General features: G+C 71.0%; 11 protein-coding genes. 6 read left to right on the top strand and 5 right to left on the bottom strand.

All coding sequences use genetic code 11. The annotated features are described in order from the left end of the window. The coding region (locus ND748_RS14375; protein ID WP_251746311.1) for a DUF4118 domain-containing protein at window positions 1-1780 on the bottom strand (1780 nt) is incomplete at its 3' end. A 258-nt stretch (window positions 1781-2038) separates the two neighbouring features. Here ND748_RS14375 and kdpF point away from each other — a divergent pair. From kdpF to ND748_RS14350, 5 genes are all read left to right on the top strand, one after another. After that, entirely contained in the window at window positions 2039-2128 is a 90-nt protein-coding gene (gene kdpF / locus ND748_RS14370) for a K(+)-transporting ATPase subunit F (protein WP_044888197.1), read from the top strand. After that, on the top strand, window positions 2128-3900 hold the full coding sequence (gene kdpA / locus ND748_RS14365; RefSeq protein WP_251746310.1) for a potassium-transporting ATPase subunit KdpA: 1773 nt from the start codon (window positions 2128-2130) through the stop codon (window positions 3898-3900). Before kdpF ends, kdpA begins: the two co-directional genes overlap by 1 nt. Continuing rightward, complete coding sequence (kdpB, locus tag ND748_RS14360; protein ID WP_251746309.1) at window positions 3900-6158, top strand: potassium-transporting ATPase subunit KdpB; 2259 nt, start codon at window positions 3900-3902, stop codon at window positions 6156-6158. The genes kdpA and kdpB overlap by 1 nt, the downstream gene beginning before the upstream one ends. A gap of 3 nt (window positions 6159-6161) precedes the next feature. Continuing rightward, the gene (locus ND748_RS14355; RefSeq protein WP_251746308.1) at window positions 6162-7064 is read left to right on the top strand and encodes a potassium-transporting ATPase subunit C; all 903 of its coding nucleotides are present in this window, start codon (window positions 6162-6164) and stop codon (window positions 7062-7064) included. Between the two features lie 77 nt (window positions 7065-7141). Next, window positions 7142-7894 carry a response regulator gene (locus tag ND748_RS14350; RefSeq protein ID WP_251746307.1) on the top strand — a complete coding sequence of 251 codons (753 nt, stop codon included), beginning with the start codon at window positions 7142-7144 and terminating at the stop codon, window positions 7892-7894. A gap of 122 nt (window positions 7895-8016) precedes the next feature. Here the strand turns inward: ND748_RS14350 and ND748_RS14345 are convergent, their stop codons facing one another. The 4 genes from ND748_RS14345 to ND748_RS14330 form a co-directional block, all read right to left on the bottom strand. Beyond that, complete coding sequence (locus ND748_RS14345; RefSeq protein WP_251746306.1) at window positions 8017-8610, bottom strand: 3'-5' exonuclease; 594 nt, start codon at window positions 8608-8610, stop codon at window positions 8017-8019. Continuing rightward, a complete protein-coding gene (locus ND748_RS14340; protein WP_251746305.1) occupies window positions 8607-9761 on the bottom strand; it encodes a radical SAM protein in 1155 nt (384 codons plus the stop codon). Before ND748_RS14340 ends, ND748_RS14345 begins: the two co-directional genes overlap by 4 nt. A gap of 135 nt (window positions 9762-9896) precedes the next feature. Further along, complete coding sequence (locus ND748_RS14335) at window positions 9897-10826, bottom strand: helix-turn-helix transcriptional regulator (RefSeq protein ID WP_251746312.1); 930 nt, start codon at window positions 10824-10826, stop codon at window positions 9897-9899. After that, a complete protein-coding gene (locus tag ND748_RS14330; RefSeq protein ID WP_374215921.1) occupies window positions 10777-11223 on the bottom strand; it encodes a DUF6879 family protein in 447 nt (148 codons plus the stop codon). The genes ND748_RS14335 and ND748_RS14330 overlap by 50 nt, the downstream gene beginning before the upstream one ends. A 548-nt stretch (window positions 11224-11771) precedes the next feature. Here ND748_RS14330 and ND748_RS14325 point away from each other — a divergent pair. Next, a partial coding sequence (locus ND748_RS14325; protein ID WP_251746303.1) for a serine/threonine-protein kinase occupies window positions 11772-13290 on the top strand: 1519 nt, incomplete at its 3' end.

Here is a 13290-nt window from a genome sequence, read left to right as displayed (position 1 = left end):
GCTCGAGGGCGACGGCGGCCTGGGCGGCGAAGGCGGCGAGGATGCGCCGGTCCGCGGCCGGCAGCGGCCGTCCGGTGAGCGACAGGGCCAGCGTGTCGCCGATCGGGACGTCCACCGCGCCGTCCTCGGGCCGGGCACACGGGTCGGGGCCGACGCTGAGGACTGCCCGCCAGCCGTCGCCGTCGCGTTCGAGCAGGGTTGCCGAGGTCATGGCGAACGTCTCCCGGGCCCGGTCGAGCAGGGCGGGCAGCGCGTCCTCGCCGCGCAGCACGCTGCCGGCGAGCACCGACAGTGTCGCCGCCTCGGCGGAGGCGCGCACCGCCTGGCCGTAGCGGCGGGCGGAGAGGTCGACGACGCGGCTGACCATCGTCGCGACCAGGATGAAACCGGCCAGGGCGAGGGCGTTGTTGCCCTCCGCGACGGACCAGTGGTGCAGCGGTGGGGTGAAGTAGTAGTTCAGCAGTAGGGAGCTGGCCAGCGCGCACAGCAGCGCCGGCCAGAACCCGCCGATCAGCGCCACCGTCACCACGACGATCAGGTAGCCGAGCATCTCGATGGCCAGGTTGAAGGTCCCGCGAACCTGGACCAGGCCGGCGGTCAGGGCGGGGACGAGTGCCAGGGTCAGCGCGGTCGCGATGAGCCGGCGGCGGGGGGTGAGCCCGCTGCGCACGCGCGGTAGCCGCCAGCCGGTGCCGGCCTCGGCGTGGGTGACCATGTGCACGTCGATCGGCCCGGACAGGTTGGTGGTGGTGACGCCGATGCCGGGGCTGAGGATCCGGGCGACCCGGCCGCGGCGGCTGGCGCCCAGGACGAGCTGGGTGGCGTTCTCGGCGCGGGCGAAGTCGAGCAGGGCCGTCGGCACGTCGTCGCCGATCACCTGGTGGAAGCTGCCGCCGAGGCTGTCGACGAGCACCCGCTGCCCCGCCAGCGCCGCGGGGTCCGCGCCGGTGAGGCCGTCGGAGCGGGCGACGTGCACGGCGAGCAGCTCCGCGCCCTTGGTCCGGGAGGCGATCCGGGCCGCCCGGCGGATCAGGGTCTCGCCCTCCGGGCCGCCGGTGAGCGCGACCACGACCCGCTCGCGGGTCTCCCACGTCCCGCCGATGTGGTGCTCGGCCCGGTATCGGTCGAGCTGGTCGTCGACCTTGCCGGCGAGCCACAGCAGGGCGAGTTCGCGCAGGGCGGTGAGGTTGCCGGGGCGGAAGTAGTTGGCCAGCGCCGCGTCGACCTTGTCGGGAGCGTAGATGTTGCCGTGGGCCATCCGCCGGCGCAGCGCCTCGGGGGCCATGTCGACGAGCTCGACCTGGCCGGCCGCGCGGACCACCGCGTCGGGCACGGTCTCCCGCTGCGCCACCCCGGTGATCGTCTCGACGACGTCGTTGAGTGATTCCAGGTGCTGGACGTTGACGGTGGAGATGACGTCGACGCCGGCGGCGAGCAGCTCCTGGACGTCCTGCCAGCGCTTGGTGTGGCGGCTGCCGGGGACGTTGGTGTGGGCGAGCTCGTCGACGACCGCCACCGCGGGGCGCCGGGCCAGCACCGCGTCGAGGTCCATCTCGGTGAAGGTGGCGCCGCGATGGTCGGCGAACCGGCGGGGGATCACCTCCAGGCCGTCGAGCATGTCGGCGGTATGGCGGCGCGCGTGCGTCTCGACCAGGCCGACGACGACGTCGGTGCCCCGGTCGCGGCGGCGGCGGGCCTCGTCCAGCGCGGCGTAGGTCTTGCCCACCCCGGGCGCCGCCCCCAGGTAGATGCGCAGTGTTCCGCGTGGCACGCCACCCATGGTGCTCCCGTCCGGCCTGTCCGGGAACCAGTGGAAGGTCCGGACAGGCCGCATTTTCATGATCGGCGTTAGTGGGCCGTGAGAAACCGGCCGGACGCCGTGAGAACCGTGTGAGTGATCGCCCTTTTCGGTTTTCGTCGCGCTTTACTGGGCCCCTGCCGGGACGAAGGAGGGGCGCATGCAAGACGTGGTGTACGTCCTGCTGACGCTGGGATGTTTCGCACTGCTGGCTCTCGTGCTGCGAGGAGTCGAAAGGCTGTGAACGCGGAGAACATCGCCGGACTGGTGCTGTCGATCGGGTTGGGGATATTCATCGTAGCGGCGCTGCTGTTTCCGGAGCGGTTCTGATGTCGACGTCGTTCGCCGGCGTCCTCACCGTGGCGCTGCTGGTCGCCGCGCTGTTCGTCACCTACCGCCCGCTCGGCGACCACATGTACCGGGTCTTCACCGGCCGGCGCCACCTGCGGGTGGAGCGGGCGATCTACCGGCTGACCGGGGTGAACCCGGACGCGGGCCAGCGCTGGGGGGTCTACGCCCGCAGCGTGCTGGCGTTCTCGCTGGTCAGCGTGCTGCTGCTGTACCTGCTTCAGCGTATCCAGGAGCACCTGCCGCTGAACCTCGGATTCGGCGCGGTGGGGCCGGCGCTGGCCTGGAACACCGCGGTGAGCTTCATGACGAACACCAACTGGCAGGCGTACTCGGGCGAGTCGACCATGGGCCACACCGTGCAGATGACGGGCCTGGCCGTGCAGAACTTCGTCTCGGCGGCCGTCGGCATCTCGGTCGCGATCGCGGTGGTCCGCGGCTTCGCGCGGCGCCGGTCGCCGGTCGCGGCGGGTGGGCCGGGCAGGCTGAACGGCCCGGGCGGCCCTGACAGCACTGACGGCCCAGGCGGGCCGGGCGCCGGCAGCCGGGATGACCTGGTCGGCGCGGGTGACGAGATCGGCAACTTCTGGGTGGACCTCACCCGGACGGTGGTCCGGATCCTGCTGCCGATCTGCGTGCTCGCCGCGATCGTCCTCATCGCCGGCGGGGCGATCCAGAATCTGCACGGCAACCGGGTGGTCTCCACCCTGGCCGGCGGCCATCAGACGATCACCGGCGGTCCGGTCGCCAGCCAGGAGGCCATCAAGGAGTTCGGCACCAACGGCGGCGGCTTCTACAACGTCAACTCGGCGCACCCGTTCGAGAACCCGACGTCGTGGACGAACCTGTTCGAGATCTACCTGCTGCTCGCGATCGCCTTCTCGCTGCCGCGCACCTTCGGCCGCATGGTCGGCGACCGCCGCCAGGGCCTGGCGATCGTCGCGGTCATGGCCGCGCTCGCCCTCGGCAGCTTCGCGGTGAACGCTGCCTTCCAGACCGCGCACCACGGGACGGTGCCGGTCGCGGTCGGCGCGGCGACGGAGGGCACGGAAACCCGGTTCGGCGTGCCGGACTCGGCATTGTTCGCCAGCGGCACGACGCTCACCTCCACCGGCTCCGTCAATTCCTTCCACGATTCCTACACGAGCCTCGGCGGCGCGACGCTGCTGTTCAACATGATGCTCGGCGAGGTGGCGCCCGGCGGCACCGGATCCGGCCTTTACGGAATGCTCGTACTGGCCGTCGTCACCGTCTTCGTGGCCGGGTTGATGATCGGCCGAACACCCGAGTACCTCGGGAAGAAGATAGGTTCCCGGGAGATCAAATTCGCCTCCCTGTACTTCCTCGCCACCCCGGCGATCGCCCTGCTGGGCACCGGGATCGCGATGGGCCTGCCCGGCGAGCGCGCCGGCATGCTCAACTCCGGGGCGCACGGCCTGAGTGAGGTGCTCTACGCCTTCACCTCGGCTGCGAACAACAACGGCTCGGCCTTCGGCGGCATCACGGTCAACACGACCTGGTACAACACCGCGCTGGGCTTGGCGATGCTGTTCGGCCGGCTGCTGCCGATGCTGCTGGTGCTCGGGATGGCCGGCTCCTTCGCCCGCCAGCATCCGGTCCCGGCGACCGCCGGGACGCTGCCGACGCACCGGCCCCAGTTCGCCGGGATGCTCGGCGCCATCGCCCTGATCATCGTCGCGCTGACGTTCTTCCCGGCGCTCGCCCTCGGCCCGCTCGCGGAAGGGATCCACTGATGAGCACCACCACCGTCATCGCCCCGCCCGGCGCCGCGCCGCGGCCGGGCCGGGGTCAGGGCGGGCCGCGACGGGTCGGCGGCGGCCTGCTCGACCCGCGCCAGCTCGGCCGCTCGCTGCCCGCGGCGCTGGGCAAGCTCGACCCCCGCACGCTGTGGCGCAACCCGGTCATGCTCATCGTCGAGGTCGGCGCGGGGTTCACCACGGTGCTCGCAGTCGCCGACCCGTCGGTGTTCGGCTGGCTGATCACCGTCTGGCTGTGGCTCACGGTGGTGTTCGCGAACCTGGCCGAGGCCGTCGCCGAGGGCCGGGGCAAGGCCCAGGCCGCGGCGCTGCGCCGCACCCGCACCGACACGATCGCCCGCCGCCTGACCGGCTGGTCACCCGGCCAGGCCGCGCCCACTGCCGAGGAGATCGCCGCGGGGGAGCGCGTCTCGGTGGAGGAGGTCCCCGCGCCCAGGCTCGTCCGCGGGGACGCCGTCCTCGTGGTCGCGGGGGAGACCATCCCCGGGGACGGCGACGTCGTCGAGGGCATCGCCAGCGTCGACGAGTCGGCGATCACGGGGGAGTCCGCGCCGGTGATCCGCGAGTCCGGTGGCGACCGGTCGTCGGTCACCGGCGGGACGAGGGTCCTGTCCGACCGGATCGTCGTGCGCATCACCCAGCAGCCCGGCGAGAGCTTCATCGACCGGATGATCGGCCTGGTCGAGGGCGCCGACCGGCGGCGCACCCCGAACGAGATCGCGCTGAACATCCTGCTCGCCGCGCTCACCGTCATCTTTCTGCTCGCCGTCGCGACCCTCCAGCCGCTGGCGATCTTCACCAAGGCGCAGCAGCCCGCGATCCCCGACTCGGCCGCCCTGACCAGCCACGGGATCACCGGCATCGTGCTGGCGTCCCTGCTGGTCTGCCTCATCCCGACGACGATCGGGGCGCTGCTGTCCGCGATCGGCATCGCCGGGATGGACCGGCTGGTCCAGCGCAACGTGCTCGCGATGAGCGGCCGAGCGGTCGAGGCGGCCGGCGACGTCAACACGCTGCTGCTCGACAAGACCGGCACGATCACCTTCGGCAACCGCCAGGCCCGGGCGTTCCTCCCGGTCGGCGGCGGCGAGGCCGCCGACCTCGCCGCCCTCGCCGACGCCGCCCAGCTCTCCTCGCTCGCCGACGAGACGCCGGAGGGCCGTTCGGTCGTCGTGTTCGCCAAGGAGCAGCACGGACTGCGTGAACGCTCCCCCGGCGAGCTGCGCGCGGCGACGTTCGTGCCCTTCACCGCCCAGACCCGGATGTCCGGCGTCGACCTCGCCGACCCCGACCCCGACCCCGACTCCGACTCCGACGGGCAGGCACGCCGGCAGATCCGCAAGGGCGCGGCCAGCGCGGTGATCGCCTGGGTGCGTCAGGCCGGCGGGACGATCCCCGTCGAGCTCGGCGAGATCGTCGACGGTGTCTCCGCCGCGGGCGGGACACCGCTGGTCGTCGGGGAGATCACTGGCGCCGGCTCGGCGGCGCACGCGCGGGTGCTCGGCGTCATCCAGCTCGCCGACGTCGTCAAGACCGGCATGCGCGAGCGGTTCGACGAGATGCGCCGGATGGGCATCCGCACCGTGATGATCACCGGCGACAACCCGCTCACCGCGAAGGCGATCGCGCAGGAGGCCGGCGTCGACGACTTCCTCGCCGAGGCCACCCCGGAGGACAAGCTCGCCCTCATCCGCGCCGAGCAGGCCGGCGGCAAGCTCGTCGCGATGACCGGCGACGGCACCAACGACGCCCCGGCGCTCGCCCAGGCCGACGTCGGCGTCGCGATGAACACCGGCACGTCCGCGGCCAAGGAAGCCGGCAACATGGTCGACCTCGACAGCGACCCGACGAAGCTGATCGAGATTGTCGAGATCGGCAAGCAGCTCCTGATCACCCGCGGCGCGCTGACCACGTTCTCCATCGCCAACGACGTCGCCAAGTACTTCGCGATCATCCCGGCGATGTTCGCCGGCGTCTACGGCGGCCTGGACAAGCTGAACATCATGCGGCTGCACAGCCCGGAGTCGGCGATCCTGTCCGCCGTCATCTTCAACGCGCTCGTCATCGTCGCCCTGATCCCGCTGGCCCTGCGGGGCGTGCGCTACACGCCGAGCAGCGCCTCCGCCCTGCTCTCGCGCAACCTGTCCCGCTACGGCCTCGGCGGGATCATCGCGCCGTTCGTCGGCATCAAGATCATCGACCTGCTCGTCCAGTTCATCCCGGGGGTGGGTTGACCCATGTTCGCGCGACTGCCCGGCTGGGTCCGCCAGCACCTGGCCGCCCTGCGGATCCTGCTCGTGTTCACCGTCGTCGTCGGCCTCGCCTACCCGCTGGCGATCCTCGCCGTCGCCCAGCTACCCGGCCTGCATGACCGCGCCGACGGCTCCTTCGTCACCCGTGCCGACGGCCAGCGGGTCGGCTCGTCGCTGATCGGCCAGTCGTTCACCGACGCCGACGGCAACGCCGTGGCGCGCTACTTCCAGAGCCGGCCGTCGGCGGCCGGGGACGGCTACGACCCGACGTCCACCTCGGCGTCGAACCTCGGCCCGGAGGACGTCGTCGACAGCTTCGACGACCCCGCCACCAAGGACGACGACGAGTCCCGGCAGAGCCTGCTCACCCAGGTCTGCGCCCGCAGCCAGGCGGTCGGGGCGCTCGACGGCGTCGACGGCCGCCGGCCGTACTGCACCGCCTCCGGGGTCGGCGCCGTGCTCGCCGTCTACCACGCCGGGCCCGGCTACGACGGTCGGGTGACGCGAGTCGTCAGCGTCAACGAGCTCTGCCCGACCCGGCCGTTCCTGCCCACCTACGCCGGGCTGCCGGTGCGCTGCCGGACCCTGACCGACGACATCGCCGCCGGCCAGCGCGTCCTGATCCGCGGCGATGCCCCCGCGCACCCCGCCGTCCCCGCCGACGCGGTCACCGCCAGTGCCAGCGGCCTCGACCCGCAGATCAGCACCGCCTACGCTGACCTTCAGGTCCGCCGGGTGGCCCGGGTCCGTGGCCTGCCCGCGAGCCAGGTCGCCACGATCGTGCGCGACCACACGACCGGCCGGAGCCTCGGCTTCCTCGGCGAGCCGGCGGTCAACGTGCTGGGCCTCAACCGGGCGCTGGACGCGCTCACCCCGGCGCGGCGGTGAGCCCGGCGGCCGGGTCGGGTGGCCCGCCCGGGTCGGGTGGGTCGCCCGGACCGGGGGACGAGGGGAGCGGGGAGCCGGTGGGACGCATCCTGATCGTCGAGGACGAGCCGCAGCTGCTGCGCGCGATGCGGATCAACCTGCGTAGCCGCGGTCACGAGGTCCGCACCGCCGTCGACGGCGGCCACGCGCTGCGCGAGGCCGCCAGCCACCCGCCCGACCTGGTCGTGCTCGACCTCGGCCTGCCCGACCTCGACGGCATCGACGTCATCCGCGGCCTGCGCGGCTGGACCCGCGTCCCGATCATCGTCCTGTCCGGCCGCACCTCCGGCCACGACAAGATCGCTGCCCTGGACGCCGGCGCCGACGACTACGTCACCAAGCCGTTCTCGGTGGAGGAACTGCTCGCCCGCATCCGCGCCGTCACCCGCCGCGCCGGCGGCGCGGAGACAGGCCCCGTCATCACCATCGGCCGCCACCGCATCGACTTCGCCGCCAAAGCCGTCACCACCCTGCCGGATCTGGATTCGGCGCAGACGCCCGGGTCCGAGCCGGCACCCGGGTCCGAGCCGGCGCCCGAGCCGGTGCAGGCGCCCGAGTCGGTGCGGCTGACGCCGACCGAGTGGCGCCTGCTGGCGGTGCTGGTGCGCGAGCCCGGCAAGCTCGTCGCGTCGCGGTCCCTGCTTGACCAGGTCTGGGGCCCCGGCCACGCCGACGACACCTCGTCCCTGCGGCTCTACGTCAACCGCCTGCGCCGCAAACTCGAACCCGACCCGTCCCGCCCCCGCCACCTCACCACCGAACCCGGCATGGGCTACCGCTACCAGCCGTGACGCAATCGTCGTGGCTGGAGCCGAGGGCTTCGGCGACGAGTAGCTGGGCCGGGTGATGCACGAGTGTCGATTTGCCGGCGCCGCTGGGTCCGTCGACGGAGAGGAACAGTGCCCTGCGGTGATCAGAAAAGGGCCGCAGGCGGGGCATCGCCCTCTCCTGAGGGTTGGCCGCGGAGTTCGTTGAGCGAGAGCGGCTGGCCCTCGGGGCCGGTGGCCAGTAGGACGAACAGCCGGGCGGTGACGAGGGCGTCGTAGGTGGCGCGGTGGGGCCGCAACTCCGGCGGAAGGCCCGCAGCCAGGTTGAATGCCTCGACGAGTGCCCCGAGGCGGTAACTGACCCGCTCGGGCCGAAGCCGCCGGGCCAGCCGCAGGGTGTCGAAGACCTCGGCTGGTTCCCACTGGGGCAGCTTGCGGCGCAGCACACTGAGGTCAACCGGTGCGTTGTGAGCGACGATCGTGGCGTCGTCCAGGGCTGTCCGTACTTCCTTCTCGATCTCAGGGAAGCTCGGGGCGTCCGCGACCATCTGGCCGGTGATGCCGTGGATGCGACGAGCGAAGCCGGTGATGGGCGTCTGTGGGCGGATGAGCCAGGTGACGGGCTCCCCGATGACGCCGCCGGTGATGGGCACGACGGCCAACTCCACCAGATCGGGTGGGCGCTGGCCGTTGCCCTCCACGTCGACGACGGCGTAGCGGCGGCTGGTCCAGTCCGTCATGGCGAGGTCTCCTGCTGCCATCCGATGTCGGCCCGGCCGTGCCGCCGGGTGTGGTGAGGATGGCGCACGTCGTGGACCTGGAAACCGAGGGTGTGTTGGAGGAAGTAGCGCGGCTGCTCGTGAGGAAGACCGTCGACGATCGCGGCCCGCTCGGTGACCTCGACGACCCGCAGCTGTTCCGTACCGGGAATCGCCTGGGCCAGGGCGGCGACCTCGCCGGCGGTAGGGGTTCGGTGGCCCTGCCGGCATCGCTCCAGCTGGGCGGCCGGGCAGATGTCGCACAGCTCCCGAATGCCGTAGTGACCGTTGTAGTCGGCCAGGCCGTGGACGTAGGACACCGCGCAGGAGGTTTTGCGAAACAACCGGCCGTGACGGGTGAAGGCCCCGAGCACCCGGTTTTCGAGCGTCTCGGGGACGATCTTGCGTCGGGCGGTCCCCGCGTACGGCTCGGGCAGGCCGGCAGCCTGGTAGTAGCTCGCGATCTGGTCGCGGTAGAACAACCCGGTGAAGACGGTGGCGTCGGCGTGGCGGCTGAGGCCGGCCGCGCGGGCGAGGTGGTCGTCGGTGTCGTTGAGACCGGGCACCAGCGGGCGCCAGTACAGGATCGTGCGGTAGCGCCGGGGTTGGACGCTCGTCGCCAACTCCAGGGAGGCGGCGGCCACCGCCGACGGATACGGCTCGATGCGCTCCTCGTCGATGCCGGAGTAGGTGAACAGCAACGTCACCTTGAGATGGTGCAGGCGGTTCAGCCGCTCGCAGTCCTCGGCCTTGACCTGGTGACGGGTGATGACGAGGACATGGTTGGTCAGTCCACGCTCGTCGAGGTCCTCGAGCACGGCGAAGGTGTGGGGCTTCACCGCCGGGAGAAACGGCTCGGTCGCCCGGTTGAACAGTTGTACGGGTGTGACGCCGGGCTGGAAGTAGGGGTGGGTCACGAGCTGGTCGACAGCTTCGGCATCCCGCATGAGCGCCCGCGGCTGCCGCTCGTCCCACAGGCCGTAGGTGTGGCGGATGCAGTAGGCGCAGTCCGGCGGGCAGCCCTGGATGTGGTTGAGACTCAGGCCGCTCTTGCGGTACTCCACGACTTCGCGCGCTCGCGGGGGTAGTTGCTCGATCTGCCCGCTGCCCAGCAGCGGGACGACGGTACTCACCCTTGCCTCCAAGGACCCCGATCGGTTCGGGGCGGTGGTTGACCTGACTCGGAGGGTAAGAGCGCAGAACATACGTGGCCAGAAAGTTTCTAGGAGTTTCTCGAAGAAATGTGGGCCCGCGTGATCCGGGCGAAACTACGCGCCAGCCTCGCCGGTCTCGTCCGTCTCGGTCGCCAGATCGTCGAGCACCCGCGTGATGATGGTTCGGGCGGCGCTGCCGTAACTGGCGACGGCGGCAAGCTGGTCGAAGACGCCGGCGTAGAACTGGATCTCCTGCGGCTGGGCCAGGTTGAGTTCGGCGGAGAAGGTCTCGATCGTCACCAGGTCCTGGTCAAGCAGCCAGAAGCCATGCGCCGGCGCAATGACGTACCGGGTCTCGAAGCCGATAACACCGAATCGCACATTGCGCAGCGCTGAGAGCGACACCAGGCGATCCAGCTGCGCCATCATGACGTCGGGGGCGCACAGGCAGTAGCGCAGCGTCGCCTCAGTGAGCACAAAATGAAACTTCTTGTCCGGCCGGTACAGCTGTTCCTGGCCCTGGACGCGGGCCGCGACGGCGTCGTCGACACCGCCGGAAACTTCGTGGACGGTGGCGGTCTCGGCGAAGCGAGCACGAGCGTACTCGGCAGTCTGAAGCAGGCCGGGGATCACGGTGGGCTCGAAGATTCGGAACAGCCGGGTCCTCGAGTCGATGGCGGCCAGAGTGTCCTGGTGTGGTCGCAGACCTGGCGACAGCAGGCGGCGCCACTCGGCGTGTTGCAGCTCCAGCGTGTGAAGCGAAGCGAGGAGTCCCGCAGCCTCGCCCGCCGCACCAGTGACTCCCGTCCAGGTGCGGATGTCCTCATCCGTGGGAGTCTGGCGGCCGTTCTCCAACTTGGAGATCTTGGAAGCAGGCCAGGAGGCGGCTTCCGCGAGCTGCTTGCCGGTGAATCCGGCCGCGGTGCGCAGCTCGCGGAGCCGCATCCCCAAGGAGCGGCGCGCCTCCTCGACGCTGGTCGTTTTGATGGTTGATCTACTTGGCGGCAAAATCATCCCGTCGGACGGCGCGGTGCCAGGCAGCATCACGCCAATAGCTGTGACGCACGACGACGGCCGGGTCGGTGATGACCTCGCCGCCCAGAAAAGCTCGGTCGCCTCCGAAGTGCATGCGTACCAGCTTGCACGAGTCGAACAGCCAGTAGTCGTAGTCAGGCAGGCCGGCAGCGTGGTCGCGGATGAGGTAGCGGATGTCCTCGCCGGCGGCGTTGGTGTACTGCGAGCAGAAGACGCCGAATTGGCTGTAGTCGGTGAGCGGCAGGCTTACCACCCGCACGCGGGTGAACCGGCGACCCTCGGCTGTGGCCTGGCGGATCATGGCAAGCCACTCTCCGAACCAACCGAGATCAACCTCTTCACCGGCTACGAACTGCCGCAGCGCCTCCGACTCGTAGGCCTCGGCGTAGTCGTCCTGGGCCTCCAGCCGGAAGGCGGTGTGCTCGAAGGCGAGGAAGAGACGGTTGAACTCCTCATCACCCAGCAGCCTCAGCGGTCCACCTCCGCGCCCTCCGCGTCGGCGAACCGCAGCAGAGCCTTGGGGATCTCGACGAAGCTCTCTCCGTCGAGGACGTCGCGCAGGTCGCCCAGGGCCTCCGGATCGGTCACCGTCCATCCCTGCACAACGTAGGTGTCCCGGTCGGTGGCGTAGAGGGTCGGGCAGCGGCCGGACTGGGAGTCCGAACCGAGCAGGGTCAGTCGCGTGGATGTCCTCCAAGAAAATGCGCGAATGTTCTCGTTACTATAGTCACCAGAGAGGCACACTGCGTCAAGGTTGCGCCGGGGTGCGCGGCCACCGCGACGGTGGTGCTGTGCGTCCCGCCGCGAACCCGACCCGACCCGGACCCGCCACCGAACCCGGCATGGGCTACCGCTACCAGCCGTGAGGGCGGCACAGGACGCTCGAATAGGCCGTTTTTGCAGGTCAGCGGGTCCGGCTATCGTCCCCGCAAAGGGTTCGCCCCGAAAGAGCCGGTGACCGGCTCGTTGGATATGTTGTGGCGTCGTCAGCTCGGCAACGCAGGCGAACGAGGCGGCGGGTACGGCATGGCGATGAGGCTGGGCAGTTCATACACCCTGGAATCCCTGGTCGGGCGGGGTGGGATGGGGGAGGTGTGGCGTGGGCACGACCAGTCCGGACGAGTCCTCGCCTTCAAGCTCCTGCTGCCGGAACTCACCGCCGACGAAAGAATAGTCGCCCGGTTCATGCGGGAGCGGTCGGTCCTCACCCGTATTCAGTCGCCGTTCGTGGTGAAGGTCTGGGATCTCGTCGCCGAACACGGCCGGCTGGCCATCGTGATGGATTTCATCGAGGGTTCCGACCTGCGCCAGTACCTGCGTTCCCGGGGAACGCTGCCCCCGGCGGTGGCGGTCGCCCTGACCGTCGACGTCCTGACCGGTCTCGGCGTCGCCCACGACCTCGGCATCGTCCACCGCGATCTCAAACCCGCGAACGTCCTGCTCGGCGGCGACGATGGCCTGGCGCTGCACCCCAGAGTGACCGATTTCGGCATCGCCGCCGTGGTGGACGCCTCGACCGAGCTGACCACCAGTCAGGGTGTCCTCGGCACGCCGACGTACATGGCCCCGGAAATGATCGTCGGCGGTGGAGTCGGTCCGCCCGCGGACGTCTACGCCGCCGGCATCATGCTCTACGAGCTGGTCAGCGGGGTCACCCCGTTCACCGGACTGATGCCGCTGGCCGTGATGCGCGCCCACGTCGATCTTCTGCCCGGTCGTCCCCCCGGCCTCGACGACGCGCTGTGGGCCGTCATGTCGGCCATGCTCGCGAAGAATCCCGGGGACCGGCCCGGGGTGGCGGAGCTGCGCGCGCTCCAGCCCAGCCTCGCGGGCCGACCCGCCCAGCCGCCGCTCGGATCGCCGCCGCTTGCCACGACCGGCTCCGGCCCGGGCCTGGCCGACTCCGCTCATCGGTGGGCCGCGGCTCCGCGCTGGGACCCGGCGACGTCCGATCCGGCATCGTCCGACCCGGCATCATCCGACCCGGCTATGTCTGATCCGTCAACGTCAGATCCGGCGACCTCTGACCCGGCATCGTCCGACCCGGCGCGGTCGGCACCCAGGTCAGTGCGACGCCGCCGTCACAGTCCGATGGCCGCCGCCGTCGGCGCCGCCGCCGCCGCCACCGCTGCCGCCACCGCTGCCGCCACCGCTGCCGATACCGACACCGACAGGGCGCACGGCGCACGGTGGCGGCGGGTGTCCTTCATAGTCGCCGTCGTGGCGGTGGTCCTGACGCTCGGGGCGACGGCGCTGAAGGTCGAGTTGCGCGACGGGTCGGACCCGTATCCGCCGGCGGCCGGCCAGCCGGGACTCGCTTTACCATCGACCGCAGGCGCCTCCTCGGTCACTGCTGCCACGTCGTCACCCGCCGCTGCCACGTCGTCCGCCACTGCCACCGCTACCGCCGGGGCGGCCTCGGCCGGCGCCGAGCCCGGTTCCGCGGGGTCGGGCGAGCCCGGTTCCGCGGAAC

This window comes from Frankia sp. AiPs1 (assembly GCF_023716945.1).
Classification (GTDB): domain Bacteria; phylum Actinomycetota; class Actinomycetes; order Frankiales; family Frankiaceae; genus Frankia.
The sequence above is the reverse complement of the archived record's forward strand: the minus strand, read 5'-3'. Positions and strand labels throughout refer to the sequence as shown.

Excerpts from the sequence above, each read along its gene's own strand:
- ND748_RS14345 (WP_251746306.1), bottom strand. The coding sequence starts at position 8,610 with ATGACGGACTGGACCAGCCGCCGCTACGCCGTCGTCGACGTGGAGGGC.
- ND748_RS14355 (WP_251746308.1), top strand. The coding sequence starts at position 6,162 with ATGTTCGCGCGACTGCCCGGCTGGGTCCGCCAGCACCTGGCCGCCCTG.
- kdpB (WP_251746309.1), top strand. The coding sequence starts at position 3,900 with ATGAGCACCACCACCGTCATCGCCCCGCCCGGCGCCGCGCCGCGGCCG.
- kdpA (WP_251746310.1), top strand. The coding sequence starts at position 2,128 with ATGTCGACGTCGTTCGCCGGCGTCCTCACCGTGGCGCTGCTGGTCGCC.
- ND748_RS14335 (WP_251746312.1), bottom strand. The coding sequence starts at position 10,826 with ATGCTGCCTGGCACCGCGCCGTCCGACGGGATGATTTTGCCGCCAAGT.